This window comes from Lutibacter sp. (assembly GCF_041562875.1).
Taxonomy (GTDB): Bacteria; Bacteroidota; Bacteroidia; order Flavobacteriales; family Flavobacteriaceae; genus Lutibacter.
Genome location: NZ_JBFFOE010000022.1, coordinates 1 through 14,906, shown reverse-complemented (window position 1 = coordinate 14,906; position 14,906 = coordinate 1). Strand labels below are relative to the sequence as shown.

Sequence of the window (14,906 nt, the reverse complement as noted above, 5' to 3'; positions counted from 1 at the left end):
ACTTTTATTATTTGTGTGAACCATCACAAAATGGACCGTTCTTTGTTTGTTTACAAGTACAAAAATGTTTCGTTTCCGTTTTTTCGGCTACAAAAACTTGTGGACTCATTCCTTGTCCTTTATGCTTTCCATCACAAAGTGGTTGATTTTCTGACAAACCGCAAGTACACCAAGCGTATCTTTTTCCTTCTTCTAATGCTATTGCTATTGGACTATCTCCAGCTCTTTTTGGTAATTCCATAAGTATTGTTTTTATTAGTTAGAATTCAAAGTTATTAATCTATTACCAATCTCGCAATTTAAAACTGAAATTTATAACTCATAAAACTAGTTGATTTACATCAATTCATCGTTTTAAAAATGTGTTTCATATAAATCTAATTAACCCTATATTCGTAAACAAATTAAATTTACAATTCAGTTTATGAAATCCTATTTTCCCCTGTTACTCATACTATTATTTATCTCTTGTAATAATGAAGATTCAACTAATAAAATTCAAACTGAAGAAGATATTATTCAGTATATTGAAGATCATAATTTAGTTGCTAAAAAAAGTAATTCCGGATTGTATTATGTTATAGAAACTCAAGGAGAAGGAGCTAAACCAAACAGTAATTCTAATGTTACAGTTAATTATAAAGGCTACTTTTTAAATGGTACTGTATTCGATCAAAGCAATTCAGCAGGAATTTCATTTAACTTACAACAGGTTATTGCTGGCTGGACAGAAGGAATCACCTATTTTAATGAAGGTGGTGAAGGAATTCTGTTAATCCCTTCACAATTAGGATATGGCAGTAAAAATTATAATGGAATTCCAGGTGGATCCGTATTAGTTTTTGAAATTAAATTATTAAAAGTGAATTAATTTATTTACTAAACATTTTTAGCGAATTGCTTCAATAAATTTACTGATAGAATTTACTCCATTTTTTGTGAGATGATTCACAAATGCAGAGCCAATAATTGCACCTTTTGCAAACTTCGTAGCTTGCTGAAATGTTTCTGAATTTGAAATTCCAAAACCAATAATTTGAGGCGCTTTTAAATTCATTAAAGCAATACGTTTAAAATATGCCTCTTGAACGTTACCAAACCCACTTTGAGAACCTGTAACAGCTGCAGAACTCACCATATAAATAAATCCGTTTGAAATTTCATCAACAAAACGAATACGTTCATCAGAAGTTTGAGGTGTTATTAAAAATACATTTATCAGTCCATATTTTTCAAATATAGCTTTATATTTTTCTGTGTATTCTTTAACTGGCAAATCTGGAATTATCAATCCATCAATACCAATTTCAGCACATTTTTTACAGAAATTTTCTATTCCATATTGCATCATAGGATTAAAATAGCCCATAATTAATAAAGGAATTGATACTGTTTTTCTTATGTCTTTTAACTGATTGAATAACATTTCACTTGTCATTCCGTTATTCAAAGCAGCTGTTGAACTTGCCTGAATTGTAGGTCCATCAGCTAAAGGATCACTAAATGGCAATCCAATTTCTATCATATCTACTCCACTTTTTTCTAAGTTCTCAATAATTGAAACTGTATCATTCAATTGTGGATACCCAGCTGTAAAATAAATAGATAACAATTTTTTATCTTCCTGTAATTTTTGATTTATTCTATTCATAATCTACAACTTAAAATAGTTTATATATGTATCTAAATCCTTATCGCCTCTTCCAGATAAGTTTAATACAATAACATCATTTTCTTTAAATTCTTTCTTTTTAAAAACAGCTAAAGCATGTGAGCTTTCAATAGCAGGAATAATTCCTTCCAACTTACACAATTCTAACCCTGCTTGCATTGCTTCATCATCCGTTACAGCCATAAATTCAGCTCTTTTTGACTCACATAAATGAGCATGTAAAGGTCCAACTCCTGGATAATCTAAACCTGCGGAAATAGAATAAGGTTCTGTAATTTGACCATCTTTAGTTTGCATTAACAACGTTTTACTTCCGTGAATAATTCCTTCTTTCCCTAAAACACTAGTCGCAGCACTTTCACCAGAATTAATTCCTAAACCCGCTGCTTCTACAGCAATTAATTGCACAGATTCTTCATCTAAATAATGATAAAAAGCACCTGCAGCATTGCTACCGCCTCCAACACAAGCAATCACATAATCCGGATTTTTAGTTCCTTCTTTTTCTAATAATTGTTTTTTAATTTCTTCTGAAATAACTGATTGAAAACGAGCTACCATATCCGGATACGGATGTGGTCCTACTACTGAACCAATAATGTAATGAGTATCAACAGGGTTGTTAATCCAATCACGAATTGCTTCATTTGTAGCATCTTTCAATGTTCTACTTCCTGATAAAGCAGGAACAACTGTTGCTCCTAACATTTTCATACGAGCTACATTCGGCGCTTGACGCGCAATATCAATTTCACCCATATACACAATACATTTAATGCCCATTAAAGCACAAACGGTTGCTGTTGCAACGCCATGTTGTCCGGCTCCTGTTTCTGCAATAATTCTAGTTTTCCCTAAACGTTTTGCCATTAAAATTTGTCCAATGGTATTATTAACTTTGTGTGCGCCTGTATGGCATAAATCTTCACGCTTTAAGTAAATTTTTGTGTTATATTTTTCAGACAAACGCTTTGCGAAATACAACGGCGTTGGCCTTCCAACATATTCTTTTAATAGTTCTTGAAACTCCTTTTGAAAAGAAGATTCTAACATTATTGTTAAATATTTTTGGCGTAACTCTTCTACATTTGGATATAACATTTCAGGAATATAAGCACCTCCAAATTGTCCGTAATACCCATTCTCATCTACAAAATAATTCATAATAGATTGCTTTTAAATTCTTTTAATTTTTCTATATCTTTTAATGCTAGTTTAATTTCAAAACCACTATTTACATCAACACCAATTAATTGAGGATGATTTATTTTTTTAATTTCATTTACATCTTTTGCTGAAATACCACCACTTAATAAAAAAGGAATATTCCCTTTATATTTTTGAAGTATTTCCCAATTAAATTTGATGCCATTACCACCATAATCATTTCCTTTTGTATCCAACAAAAAGTAATTACAACAATTTTTATATAGTTTTGTAGTATTGAAATCAAAATTTTCATCTACTGAAAAAGCTTTTATAATACCCAACTTAACATAATCTGAATTGATCTTTCGACTGCGCTCAAGATGACTATTAAGCAATTTTTTACAATATTCAGGCGATTCATCTCCATGTAACTGAATACAATCTAATTGGTATTTCTCAACAAAATTTAAAACCTCTTCAATAGTTTCATTAACAAAAACACCTACTTTTTTTATTGTTGAAGGAATTTTAACTTTTGGAAAATCAGTTACAAGACGCTTTGATTTATTATAGAAAATAAACCCCATAAAATCAGGTTTCAAAGCAATTAAGCTTTCAATATTTTCTTTATCTCGCATTCCGCAAACTTTAATTTTCATTTTTTATCTTATTTGAGATATAAATTCTTGACAAGCATAGCCTGGGTTTTCAGTTTTCATAAAATTCTCACCTATTAAAAACCCTTGAAAACCAAATTCTTTTAAACCTGTTATAACTCTTGGATCAGTCAAACCGCTTTCTGAAACTTTAATACAACTATCAGGTATTTGACTTGCCAATTTAATAGAATGCTCCAAATCAACTTCAAAAGTTTTTAAATTTCTATTGTTAACCCCTATAATTTTATTGTCAAGCTCAATTTTATCTAAATCCTCTTGGCTATGTACTTCATACAAAACATCTAAGCCTAAATCTTCAGCCAATTTTCCGTAATTTTTCAACTCTTGCTTTGTTAAACAAGCTGCAATTAACAAAATTGCATCAGCTCCAATTGCTTTTGCTTCCACAATTTGAAATCCGTCAACAATAAAATCTTTTCTTAAAATTGGAGTAATTTCATTCACTGTTCTTGCTTGCATGATGTCTAAAATACTACCTCCGAAAAACTGAGTATCAGTTAAAATAGATTGTGCTGCAACATTGGCTTCTAAATATCCCTGAGTAACTTCAATTATAGAGACTTTATCGTTAATAATTCCTTTTGAAGGGGATTGCCTTTTATACTCTGCAATAATTCTTGTAGAATTTTTGGCCGTTAAAGCTTGTTTTAATGAAATTGGCGTACGATTAAAATTAGGACTTTTTACTAGTTTTTCAAGTGAAACTTCTTTCATTAATTGAGCAACTTCTTGCTTTTTATGTGCTATTATTTTATCTAAAATATTCATAATTTTTATTAAAAAATTAAAAGATTAAAAGTTTATTAATTTTTCTAAACTATCCTTTGCTTTTAAACTAACCAAAGATTCTTTTGCTTCTTCAAAAGCCGTTTCAAATGATTTAGTTTCGTCTATTATTTTTAATGCAAAGGCTGCATTTGCCAACACTGCATTATTCTGAGCTTCAGTTCCTTTACCGTCTATTATTGAAACAAAAATTTTGGCTGATGTTGCTACAGAATCACCTCCAAAAATTTCAGACTGTTTTAAACTTTTTAAACCTAACTCTTCAGGGGAAATTAACTGTTCGTTTTGTTTTGTAAAAAATTTAAATCCACTTGTTAAAGAAATTTCATCATAACCATCTAAACTATAAACAATACCATAATTTTTTGAAGCTTCTTGCAATAAATAATTATAAATTCTAGCAACTTCTAAATTAAAAACACCCACTAATTGATTTTGTGGATTACTAGGATTTACTAACGGGCCTAACATATTAAAAAAGGTTTTTAAACCTAATTCCTTACGAACAGGCCCAATAGCTTTCATTGCTGGGTGGAACAATGGAGCGTGTAAAAAACAAATATTTGCTTTCTCTAATTGACTTTTCAGAGTTGTCTCATCATTTGTAAATTTATAGCCTAAATATTCTAACATATTTGAAGAGCCACTTACAGATGAAGCACTGTAATTTCCGTGTTTAGCCACTTTATTTCCTGTTCCTGCAACTACAAATGAAGTTAAGGTTGAAATGTTAAATGTATTTTTACCATCTCCTCCTGTGCCACATAAATCAATAGTATTAAATTCAGATAAATCTACTTTTAAAGCCAATTCTAACAAAGCCTCTCTAAAACCAGCCAATTCATTTACTGAAATTGGACGCATCATAAAAACAGTTAAAAATGAAGCCATTTGAGATGCATTGTAAGTTTCATTTGCTATTTGAATAAGTACTTCTTTAGCTTCTTGCTTTGTTAAGCGTTGTTGCTCAAATAGTTTGTTTAATATTGTTTTCATTATAATTTTTTATATTATGGTGATTGAGCGGAGTTGAAATCTTAGCTATTTCACTTCGACTATGCTGAGTGAACAATTCTAAACCATTTTCATTTATCAAATATCTCGACTGCGCTCGATATGACATACTGCTTCATCATTATGACATTTATTTTATATTTGCTTCTATAAAATTTCTTACAATTTTTTCTCCTAAAGGTGTTAAAATAGATTCAGGATGATATTGCACTGCACTTATATTATATGTTTTATGCTGTAATGACATAATATCTCCAAACTCATCAACAGCTGTTATTTCTAATTCTGAAGGGAAATCTTTCAATGAAGCAATCCAAGAATGATAGCGTCCTACTTCAAATTCAGCGGGCAAACCTTTATAAATTATAGCATCAAAATCTGTTACTTTAATGTTTGTGGCAACTCCATGAAAAACTGAATCTAAATTTTCTAATGAACCTCCAAATACTTCAGTAATGGCTTGTAAGCCTAAACAAACTCCTAAAATTGGTTTTGTTGGTGCATACGTTCTAATGACTTCTTTTAAAATTCCTGCTTCATCTGGAACACCTGGACCTGGAGATAAAATAATTAAATCATACTCGTTAATAGCTTCTATTGAAATTTTATCATTTCTAAATACTGCTGGATATTCCCCAGTAATATCTTCAACCATATGAACTAGATTGTAAGTAAATGAATCGTAATTATCTAATATTAAAATCTTCATCTTCTAAATTTTTTCTGCTAAGATTAATGCTTTTTTCAAAGCAGCTAACTTGTTATTTACTTCTTGTAACTCACCTTCTTCATTTGATTTCATTACAATTCCTGCTCCTGCCTGATAGTATAATGTATTCTTTTTACTTACAAAAGAACGGATGGCTATTGCTAAATTCACACTATTATCTAACCCAATAAAACCAACGGCGCCACCATAAAAACCTCGAGTTTGGTTTTCATAGGCGTCAATTAATTCCATAGCCTTAAATTTTGGCGCGCCACTTAATGTTCCTGCTGGGAATGTATCTCCAACAATTTCAATAGCTTTCCCTTTTGGTTTTCCCTGAACTGTTGATACTAAATGTATAACGTGACTAAAATATTGAACTTCCTTAAAAACCTCAACTTGCACGTTACTTGCGTGTTTACTCAAATCATTCCGTGCTAAATCTACCAACATTACATGTTCGGCAGTTTCTTTTTTATCGTTTGAAAGTTTTTCACCTAACAAAATATCTTTAGCCATATCACCAGTTCTTCTAAACGTTCCAGCAATTGGGTTGATTATGGCTTTTTCTTCATCAATTTTAATTTGCGCTTCTGGTGAAGATCCCATTAATTTGAAATTCCCATAATCGAAATAAAACAAATATGGAGATGGATTTATAGAACGTAATGCTCTGTAAACATTGAACTCATCGCCTGAAAATTTTTGTTGAAACTGACGCGATAATACCAATTGAAAAACATCGCCTCGTTTACAATGTTCTTTTGCTTTTGTAACGTTATTTTTAAATTCTTCATCGGTACAATTTGAAGATTCTTCACCTAATGATTCATATTTATACAAACCGTAGGTGCGTGCATTTATTAAAGTTTGAATTTCTTCTATTCTTGATTCCTCGCCTTCTTCAATGTTTTCAACAAGCGTTAATTCATCATTAAAATGATTGATTGCAATTATAAATTTAAAAAAGCTAAACTGAAAATCAGGAATTTCAGAAGGTGCTTTTTTAGCTTTCAACTTAATAGTTTCAAAATATTGAATGGAATTATAAGAAATGTATCCATAAAAGCCATTGTACGATTTTATGGTTTCTTCACAATCTATTTCAATAGTTTTAGAATATGTTTCAAAAATATTGTAAAAATTATTTTCAATACTTTTTGTATCGAGTTCCTTATTTTTATAGTGATACGAAAAAGTATTTTTATCAGCTTTTAATGTCACAATAGGTTCAACACAAATAAATGTAAAACTTTCTTCTTTACTGTGATAATCTGAACTTTCTAACAATAAACTATTGGCATATTTATCTCTAATCTTCGAATACATTCCAACAGGTGTAATTGTATCGGCCAATTGAGTTTTAGAAATTGTTTTAAATTTTATTTTTTTCATTTTTTTGAAATAAAAAAGGACTTATCTCGCGATAAGTCCTTTTGTTATATATTGGAATATAAATATAGTAGATCTAGCTCGCTTATTGTTTAAGAGAGTTCCACCACCAATTCATATTTAATGTATTATTCTTCATTATTGGACAAATTTAGCATAGATTTTTAAATATGCAAACTATTCTTTGAAATAATTATATAAAACAACATTGTTTTAAATTAAACTCAATATTTGTACTACTATAATCAATAAAACCATTGCAATTGGGTAAACTGTTGCATAAGCCACAGCTGGCGCATCAGTATCTGTCATATTATCTAAAGCTGCCAAACCAGGAGTACTGGTCATACTTCCTGTCAAAGTACCTAGTAAAACAAGCATATTCAATTTCATAAAATAACGAGCAATAATTGTTGTAATAATCATTGGTACAAGGGTAATAATTATACCATAGACAAATAATTCAACCCCATATTTAGAGAAAGTTTCAACCAAACTGGATCCTGCATTTGTACCAACGGCTGCTAAAAAGAACAGCAACCCAAATTGTCTTAATAATTGATTAGCTGCACCAGTCATAGTCCACATTATAGGCCCTGTTTTACCTGTTCGACCTAATATTAAGGCTACTAATAAAATACCCCCTGTTAAACCAAGGCTAAACGAAAAATCTCCAAAATTAATACTTAGTTTCCCTACTAAAATACCCAATAAAATACCTGCCGCAATAGGGAAAAAGTCTGTATCTGATAGCTTCCGATCATCATCTCCAAAAATATGACTTACACGTTTCATATTCTCCTCATTACAAACAACAATAATTTTATCCCCAAATTTTAGTGTTGATGATGGACTTGGTGAAATATTAATACCTGAACGTCTAATTCTGGTTACGGTTGCTCCATAAGTATTAAACATATTTAATTGTCCCAATGTTTTTTTTACAACCTCTTTATTTGTTACTAAAATAGCTCTTACCTCATAATTCTTATCTGTAGGAATTTCAGTATCTGTTTCTGGCCCAACTAAAATTGTTACCCTTTCTAAAGCATCTAATGTACCTACTGCTTTAATAATATCTCCTTTTTGAAGAACCAATTCTGGTGAAGGCGCAATCACATGATTGTCATGCATAACTCTTGAAATCACCGCTTTAGTCATAAAACGAATGTTTAATTCCCCTAAATTTTTCCCTATTACATTTTCATTTTCTACAATGTAATATTTTCTTAAAATTTCAGGATGATCTATTGAGAGTTCATTTTTATATTTTTCTTCTTCTTCTTTTACTTTAACTCCAATAATTTTTGGCATTAAACTAACAAAAAGTATGACTCCAATTACCCCGAAAGGATAACCAATACCATAGCCAATTGAAGCCAATGAAGAACCTGTAGCATCTATAGCTGCTGCCAAACCTGGTGTACTTGTTAATGATCCATTTAACAATCCAATAGTTAAATTCTTATCAATACCTCCAAAATAATAAACGCAATATGCTATAATTCCAGCAGTAATAATTAATATTGAAGCTAGCATTGCTAATTCTCTCCCTTGTTTTTTAAAGGATTCAAAAAAGCTAGGTCCTGCTTGTATTCCAATAGTAAAAATAAATAAAACCAATCCTAAATATTGAAAATCCTTTGGAATTTCATATCCATAATGCCCAAAAACTAAAGCCACAAATATAACAGCGGACACATCTAATGATATTCCTTTAATTTTAATTCGACCTATGATAAACCCAATTAAAATAATTAAAAATAATATAACGTAACTATTAGATAACAAATTCATTTTTTAATGTTTGAGAGTACAAAATTAGTTTGTATTTTTTAATATAAATATTTTTAGTCTTGAAATCACGAAAACGGTTGCACAATCCAATCAACAAAAAAATGCCTAGGTTAAAAACCTAGGCATTTTTTTGTAAATTATTCTATTCTTTAATCTAAAGAACCTAAATAACGTTCAGCATCTAATGCAGCCATACAACCTGTTCCAGCAGCTGTTACAGCTTGCCTGTATTCTTTATCTTGCACATCACCTGCGGCAAATACACCTGGTAAATTAGTTTTGGTAGATTTACCTTTGGTAATTAAATAACCTGTTTCATCCATATCTAAAACACCTTTAAAAATATCAGTATTTGGTTTATGTCCAATAGCTATAAAAACACCCGTAACATCAATTACTTCTTTTTTACCCGTCTTATTATTTACTGCTCTTACACCAACTACAACATTATCACCTAAAACTTCATCTATTTCAGTATTATATTTTACTTCAATATTTGCGGTTTTATCAACTCTATGTTGCATTGCTTTTGAAGCTCTCATATAATCTTTTCTTACTAATAATGTAACTTTATTACAAATATTAGATAAGTACGTTGCTTCTTCAGCCGCTGTATCACCTGCACCAACTACAATAACATCTTGTTTTCTATAAAAGAACCCATCGCAAGTTGCACAAGCAGAAACTCCACCACCAATTAAACGTTGTTCACTTTCTAAGCCTAAATATTTTGCAGTTGCTCCTGTTGAAATAATTACCGATTCAGCTTCAATTTGTATTGATTCATCAACAGTAATTTTATGAATCCCGCCTACTTCTTTACTAAAATCCACTTTTGTAACTAGCCCAAATCTAACTTCAGTACCAAAACGTTCTGCCTGATTTTTTAAATCTTCCATCATAGCAGTTCCATCAGTTCCATTTGGGTAACCAGGAAAATTATCTACTTCAGTAGTCGTTGTTAATTGACCTCCCATTTGCATTCCAGTATACATAATTGGCTTCAAATCTGCTCTTGCAGCATAAATTGCAGCTGTATAACCTGCAGGTCCCGAACCAATTATTAAACATTTTATTCTTTCTATAGTATCAGACATAATTCTTCTTTTTATTTTGATGAACAAATTTATGGCATTTTATTATAAATTTAGGTGTTTGTTTATAGTTTTTCATAATGCTATTATAAGTATCTTTAATATATTATCATTTTAGAAGAAATAGCATATTTTTGCTTAGCTTTAATTGCTGTAATTTTTATAAAATGAACAAATCAAAATCTATAAATTCACTTGAAGAACTTGAAGAAATTTTAAAATCTGAAATAGCCGTGTTGCTGTATTTTAATACTATTTCTTGTAATGTTGGAGAAGCTCTTGAACCTAAAGTTAAAAACCTTCTAAATACCTATTTTCAAAAAATTAATTTTTATACTATTGATTTAAATTTTTCATCTGAAATAGCTGCTAAGTATAGTGCTTTTGTTGAACCAACAATTTTAGTGTTTTTTGAAGGAAAAGAAACCATAAGAAAAAGTAGAAATATTGGTATTTATGAATTGCAAGAAGCTATTGAAAGACCTTATAAACTAATTTTTGAATAATTGTTTGTATACTATCTTAATAGTATTATATTTGCAGACCGAAATTATTCGGGGTGTAGCGTAGCCCGGTTATCGCGCCACGTTTGGGACGTGGAGGCCGCAGGTTCGAATCCTGCCACCCCGACAAAAAACTTTTCACAGAAATGCGAAAAGTTTTTTTATTTTTTATACCCTGTTTTTTTATTATCAATAACTATTGAATAAAAAAATATCCGTAATTAAATTATCAAATTAAAAGCTACACTATAACCTTCTAAAATAATGATGAACTAAATTATTATTTATAAAATTTCAAATGTTAATGACTGAATACCTAACATTTATGTCTGAATTTTGAAGTTATCAGTTATCAAAACTGGCTGAAATTGTAATTTTAACTTTTGCCTCAATTTTGTCAGTTTCTAAAAATTTATAATTAACTTTATTAAACTGATATGAAAGATGTTTTTATCATACAAACTGAAAATTTTCAACTCACACAATTAGATTTTTTGATTAGAATGCTAATTACTGCTGGTATTGGTTTGGTTTTAGGCTTGGAACGAGAGTTTTCTCAATATTCTGAAAAAGAAGAAGTTTTTGCAGGTATGCGTACATTTACACTTGTAGCATTAATGGGGTTTATTACCTCCTTTCTAAGTTTAATTTTTTACCAATGGATTTTTATTGCAGGTTTTTTAAGTGTTGTTTTAATTGTAGCCATTTCATATTGGGTTAGTGCACATGATGGAAAAATTGGTGGTACTACAGAGTTTGCTACAATTCTCACTTTCTTACTCGGCGGCTTAACATTTATGGGGCAAATAAATGCAAGTTTAGCACTTACTGTAATAGTGGTAGTATTGCTATCTCTAAAGATAAAGTTTAAAAATATTATAGGACAAATAACCCAAGAAGAGTTATATGCTTTTATTCGCTTTGTGGTTATTGCACTATTAATTTTACCTTTTTTACCTAATATAAATTTTGGTCCATTTAATGTATTTAATCCAAGAGAAGTAGGCTGGGTTATTGTATTAACTTCTGGCATTGGATTTGTTGGTTATATTTTAATGAAATTTTTGGGCACCTACAAAGGTATATTACTAACTGGTATTTTTGGAGGTTTGGTTTCAAGTACTATCGTTACTTGGATCTTTTCTAAAAAAAGTCAAGAAACCTCAACTCTTTCTACAAATTATGCAGTAGGAATTTTTTCAGCAGCAACTATAATGGTGGTCAGGATTTTTATTTTGGTCTATATTTTTAATAAATCATTACTTACTGGATTGATACTTCCTTTATGTATCATTTTTATAACAGCATTGGGTGTAACCTTTTTCTTTTATAAAAAACAACATATAAAAGAGTCTTTCAAAGGCTCTCTGCCGTTTGCCAATCCGCTTAACATAAAAGGTGCTGTATTTTTTGGTATTTTTTACACAGGCATATTAATATTGATAAGTTATGCGAGTAAAGAATTTGGTGAGAAAGGAATTTATATATCGGGTGCAATTAGTGCTTTATCAGATATTGATGCTATTGCTATTTCGGTTTCTAAATTAGGAGGTACAACTATTGAATTTTTAACTGCTCAAAATACTATTTTACTGGCTACATTAACTAATACCTTAGCGAAAATAGCGATAAGTTTGTGGTTTGGAAGCAAAAATCTAAAAAAATATGTTCTTATAGGTTATGGGCTTATTTTTATTGCAGGTTTAATGGGCTTTTTACTTCTAAATAAATAATTTAAACTAACTATTTTACCCCCCTCCCTTTTAATTCATTTCCTTAATTATTGTTTTTCAATCAATTTTTCACTTTCTAACTGTTTAATTATTTTAGCTACATACTCTTTTACTGTTGATGAAATTGTTTGTGGATCAATAAGATTTAACGACCCTACCCATACCAATGATTTACCATCATCTTCATTTAAATTATAAATAGAAGTTTCAACAGTATATACCTTATATGATTCATAATATCCCGGGTCGTAATAAACATCTTGAAATCTAAAGTAATAATGTCCGAAATGAGACCAACGATACCCTACTGAATAATAATTTGACGGATAACTTATTTTCTTATCAACTCCTTTTACAGCAGAAATTATAACGGCATCAAATCCATTATCAGCTATTTCTTCTATCATCTCATTCACTTCATCCTCACTCTTTTTTGATTTGGTAAAGGTTTTATCAAAAACATTGGTACTTTCTTCAGCATAAATACCGTGAAGCCCAAAAGACTTCTTCAATTCTTCTTCAAAAAACTTACGTGCGGTAAGATTATCCGTCATTCCAACAACCAATAATTTTTTTGGTTTAAAAGTAGATATTTCCTCATTTCTCCAACTATCAACAAATTTTATGGAAGAACAAGCTGTGAAAACTAACAATACTATTATTACAAATATTCTTTTCATGACTCTAATTTTTAGATTATAAAATTAGAAACTCTTAGTTGTGTTTGTAATGATTTATATCAATTCACAACAATGATTAATATCACTTTATATACTTTATATAATAATTATTCACTTATTTTTTAATGAAATTGTTTTATTAAAATATTTTTTTTGGAGTATTGATTTGGCTCATTTTACAATTAAACAGTCTATTATACTTTTGTTTATTATAAACCAATAAAACAAATATCATGTCAGTATTAAAAGTTATTGAAATCTTAGGGAACTCAAACATAAGTTTTGAGGACGCTGTTCAAAATGTAATTAATGAAGTTGCAAAAACAGTTAAAAACATTAAATCTGTATATATTGAAGATATGCAGGTAACGGTAAACAACAATAAAATTACAGAATACCGTGTAAATACAAAAGTGAGTTTTGGCATTTTAGATGAATAAGTTTTAAAATATTTTTCAAAACCAACTAAAATTGACATTCCTCATTGTATGCAAATTAAATGCTAAATAACTTAGCAGTAACAAAAAAATATAACTATTAATTAAAAACATATTGAAATCATGAAAAAATTAATTATTGGCTTTTTGATTTTTGGATTTGCCATCCAATCATTTGCTCAGATTAGAACAGAAAAATTATCTGAAATTGTAATAAGTGCCACAAATTACAAATACTTAAACAAAACTGGTATTGAAAACGCTTCAATTCCTGTTACTCTGTTAGAACAAAAAGTCGCTGGTTTTAATGTAAAAGATGCTGATTTCTATACAGATGAATATGATACCTATGAAGTATCTTTTTATATTCCTGATGGATATATTCTTGCTTCTTATGATGGAGACGGCAACATTTTAAGAACTGCTGAAAGATTTAAAGATGTAGCATTACCTAGAGCTGTTATTGAATCTGTTGCAAAACAATATCCAAATTGGGCTTTTGCAAAAGATGTTTATTTAGTTAGCTATCACGATACTAATAATGGTGGTAAAATTAACAAAAAGTATAAAATAACTTTAAAAAATGGTGATAAACGTATTAGAGTAAAAGTTGATGAAGACGGGAATTTCCTTTAAGTTAGAATTTTAAAAGTTTAAAAAAGAGTTGTTTCAAAACAACTCTTTTTTTGTTTTATCATATTTTACTCACCAAACCACCATTTAGTTTTGTACGATTTCTTAGTAAGTCCAAATTTTTTAACTGCATGAATTTTTAAATGATTTACCATTTCACCTATAGAATCTGTAATAAAAAGCAATTTCATATCTTCTTCATTAATACTTTCATTTTTTGCCATTAATAAAATGTGGTGGTATAATTCTTTATGATAATCTTTTCCGAAAATAACAATCGGGAAATGCTTTATCATTTTTGTTTGAATTAAAGTAAGTGCCTCAAACAATTCATCTAAAGTACCAATTCCACCAGGCATTACAATAAAAGCATATGAATACTTCATCAACAAAAATTTACGCATGAAAAAATATGGAATACTAATCCATTTATGTAAATAGGGATTTGGCTTTTGTTCTTCTGGGAGTACAATATTACACCCAACCGAATAACCTCCTGACTCGTAAGCACCTTTATTGGCTGCTTCCATAATTCCTGGACCTCCGCCAGTCATTACAGTAAAACCTAATTTAGAAAGAGCAGCGCCTACTTTTTCTGCTTTTTTATAATATTTATTTTTATTGTCG

At 29.8% G+C, this 14,906-nt stretch carries 17 protein-coding genes and 1 tRNA gene; 6 read left to right on the top strand and 12 right to left on the bottom strand.

Annotated elements, in window-relative coordinates; genetic code table 11:
• Positions 1-7: 7 nt before the first annotated feature.
• Entirely contained in the window at positions 8-241 is a 234-nt protein-coding gene (locus ABY863_RS05055; protein ID WP_372793178.1) for a CDGSH iron-sulfur domain-containing protein, read from the bottom strand.
• 183 nt (positions 242-424) lie between these two features.
• Between ABY863_RS05055 and ABY863_RS05050 the strand changes: the two genes are divergently transcribed.
• Complete coding sequence (locus ABY863_RS05050; protein ID WP_372793177.1) at positions 425-871, top strand: FKBP-type peptidyl-prolyl cis-trans isomerase; 447 nt, start codon at positions 425-427, stop codon at positions 869-871.
• 18 nt (positions 872-889) lie between these two features.
• On the opposite strand, the gene trpA is transcribed toward ABY863_RS05050, so the two are convergent.
• The 9 genes from trpA to trxB form a co-directional block, all read right to left on the bottom strand.
• The gene (gene trpA, locus ABY863_RS05045; RefSeq protein ID WP_372793176.1) at positions 890-1,651 is read right to left on the bottom strand and encodes a tryptophan synthase subunit alpha; all 762 of its coding nucleotides are present in this window, start codon (positions 1,649-1,651) and stop codon (positions 890-892) included.
• Positions 1,652-1,654: 3 nt separating this feature from the next.
• Positions 1,655-2,836: a tryptophan synthase subunit beta gene (gene trpB, locus ABY863_RS05040; RefSeq protein WP_372793175.1), complete on the bottom strand. Its 1,182-nt coding sequence runs from the start codon at positions 2,834-2,836 to the stop codon at positions 1,655-1,657.
• Positions 2,833-3,480 carry a phosphoribosylanthranilate isomerase gene (locus ABY863_RS05035; protein WP_372793174.1) on the bottom strand — a complete coding sequence of 216 codons (648 nt, stop codon included), beginning with the start codon at positions 3,478-3,480 and terminating at the stop codon, positions 2,833-2,835. The genes trpB and ABY863_RS05035 overlap by 4 nt, the downstream gene beginning before the upstream one ends.
• Positions 3,481-3,483: 3 nt before the next feature.
• A complete protein-coding gene (trpC, locus tag ABY863_RS05030) occupies positions 3,484-4,269 on the bottom strand; it encodes an indole-3-glycerol phosphate synthase TrpC (protein ID WP_372793173.1) in 786 nt (261 codons plus the stop codon).
• 24 nt (positions 4,270-4,293) lie between these two features.
• Positions 4,294-5,283, bottom strand: coding sequence for an anthranilate phosphoribosyltransferase (gene trpD / locus ABY863_RS05025; protein WP_372793172.1), 990 nt, complete (start codon positions 5,281-5,283; stop codon positions 4,294-4,296).
• Positions 5,284-5,431: 148 nt separating this feature from the next.
• A complete protein-coding gene (locus tag ABY863_RS05020) occupies positions 5,432-6,010 on the bottom strand; it encodes an aminodeoxychorismate/anthranilate synthase component II (protein ID WP_372793171.1) in 579 nt (192 codons plus the stop codon).
• Positions 6,011-6,013: 3 nt separating this feature from the next.
• A complete protein-coding gene (locus ABY863_RS05015) occupies positions 6,014-7,405 on the bottom strand; it encodes an anthranilate synthase component I family protein (protein ID WP_372793170.1) in 1,392 nt (463 codons plus the stop codon).
• 210 nt (positions 7,406-7,615) lie between these two features.
• A complete protein-coding gene (locus ABY863_RS05010; RefSeq protein ID WP_372793169.1) occupies positions 7,616-9,199 on the bottom strand; it encodes an aspartate:alanine exchanger family transporter in 1,584 nt (527 codons plus the stop codon).
• Positions 9,200-9,348: 149 nt separating this feature from the next.
• Entirely contained in the window at positions 9,349-10,296 is a 948-nt protein-coding gene (gene trxB / locus ABY863_RS05005) for a thioredoxin-disulfide reductase (protein ID WP_372793168.1), read from the bottom strand.
• A gap of 164 nt (positions 10,297-10,460) precedes the next feature.
• On the opposite strand from trxB, the gene ABY863_RS05000 reads away from it, so the two are divergent.
• From ABY863_RS05000 to ABY863_RS04990, 3 genes are all read left to right on the top strand, one after another.
• Positions 10,461-10,799: a thioredoxin family protein gene (locus ABY863_RS05000; RefSeq protein WP_372793167.1), complete on the top strand. Its 339-nt coding sequence runs from the start codon at positions 10,461-10,463 to the stop codon at positions 10,797-10,799.
• A 49-nt stretch (positions 10,800-10,848) separates the two neighbouring features.
• Positions 10,849-10,923 (top strand) — tRNA-Pro (locus ABY863_RS04995).
• A 310-nt stretch (positions 10,924-11,233) separates the two neighbouring features.
• The gene (locus tag ABY863_RS04990; RefSeq protein ID WP_372793166.1) at positions 11,234-12,529 is read left to right on the top strand and encodes an MgtC/SapB family protein; all 1,296 of its coding nucleotides are present in this window, start codon (positions 11,234-11,236) and stop codon (positions 12,527-12,529) included.
• Positions 12,530-12,576: 47 nt separating this feature from the next.
• Here ABY863_RS04990 and ABY863_RS04985 read toward each other — a convergent pair whose 3' ends face one another.
• Positions 12,577-13,209: a hypothetical protein gene (locus ABY863_RS04985; RefSeq protein ID WP_372793165.1), complete on the bottom strand. Its 633-nt coding sequence runs from the start codon at positions 13,207-13,209 to the stop codon at positions 12,577-12,579.
• Positions 13,210-13,442: 233 nt separating this feature from the next.
• Here ABY863_RS04985 and ABY863_RS04980 point away from each other — a divergent pair, with 233 nt between their 5' ends.
• Entirely contained in the window at positions 13,443-13,649 is a 207-nt protein-coding gene (locus tag ABY863_RS04980; RefSeq protein WP_372793164.1) for a dodecin family protein, read from the top strand.
• Between the two features lie 120 nt (positions 13,650-13,769).
• Positions 13,770-14,282, top strand: a complete 513-nt coding sequence (locus ABY863_RS04975; RefSeq protein WP_372793163.1) for a nicotinate-nucleotide adenylyltransferase — start codon at positions 13,770-13,772, stop codon at positions 14,280-14,282.
• Positions 14,283-14,347: 65 nt separating this feature from the next.
• Here the strand turns inward: ABY863_RS04975 and ABY863_RS04970 are convergent.
• A partial coding sequence (locus ABY863_RS04970; RefSeq protein ID WP_372793162.1) for a TIGR00730 family Rossman fold protein occupies positions 14,348-14,906 on the bottom strand: 559 nt, incomplete at its 5' end.

Bases quoted from the DNA above. Each gene is read 5' to 3' on its own strand.
- ABY863_RS05055 (WP_372793178.1), bottom strand. From the start codon at position 241: ATGGAATTACCAAAAAGAGCTGGAGATAGTCCAATAGCAATAGCATTA.
- ABY863_RS05050 (WP_372793177.1), top strand. From the start codon at position 425: ATGAAATCCTATTTTCCCCTGTTACTCATACTATTATTTATCTCTTGT.
- trpA (WP_372793176.1), bottom strand. From the start codon at position 1,651: ATGAATAGAATAAATCAAAAATTACAGGAAGATAAAAAATTGTTATCT.
- trpB (WP_372793175.1), bottom strand. From the start codon at position 2,836: ATGAATTATTTTGTAGATGAGAATGGGTATTACGGACAATTTGGAGGT.
- ABY863_RS05035 (WP_372793174.1), bottom strand. From the start codon at position 3,480: ATGAAAATTAAAGTTTGCGGAATGCGAGATAAAGAAAATATTGAAAGC.
- trpC (WP_372793173.1), bottom strand. From the start codon at position 4,269: ATGAATATTTTAGATAAAATAATAGCACATAAAAAGCAAGAAGTTGCT.
- trpD (WP_372793172.1), bottom strand. From the start codon at position 5,283: ATGAAAACAATATTAAACAAACTATTTGAGCAACAACGCTTAACAAAG.
- ABY863_RS05020 (WP_372793171.1), bottom strand. From the start codon at position 6,010: ATGAAGATTTTAATATTAGATAATTACGATTCATTTACTTACAATCTA.
- ABY863_RS05015 (WP_372793170.1), bottom strand. From the start codon at position 7,405: ATGAAAAAAATAAAATTTAAAACAATTTCTAAAACTCAATTGGCCGAT.
- ABY863_RS05010 (WP_372793169.1), bottom strand. From the start codon at position 9,199: ATGAATTTGTTATCTAATAGTTACGTTATATTATTTTTAATTATTTTA.
- trxB (WP_372793168.1), bottom strand. From the start codon at position 10,296: ATGTCTGATACTATAGAAAGAATAAAATGTTTAATAATTGGTTCGGGA.
- ABY863_RS05000 (WP_372793167.1), top strand. From the start codon at position 10,461: ATGAACAAATCAAAATCTATAAATTCACTTGAAGAACTTGAAGAAATT.
- ABY863_RS04990 (WP_372793166.1), top strand. From the start codon at position 11,234: ATGAAAGATGTTTTTATCATACAAACTGAAAATTTTCAACTCACACAA.
- ABY863_RS04985 (WP_372793165.1), bottom strand. From the start codon at position 13,209: ATGAAAAGAATATTTGTAATAATAGTATTGTTAGTTTTCACAGCTTGT.
- ABY863_RS04980 (WP_372793164.1), top strand. From the start codon at position 13,443: ATGTCAGTATTAAAAGTTATTGAAATCTTAGGGAACTCAAACATAAGT.
- ABY863_RS04975 (WP_372793163.1), top strand. From the start codon at position 13,770: ATGAAAAAATTAATTATTGGCTTTTTGATTTTTGGATTTGCCATCCAA.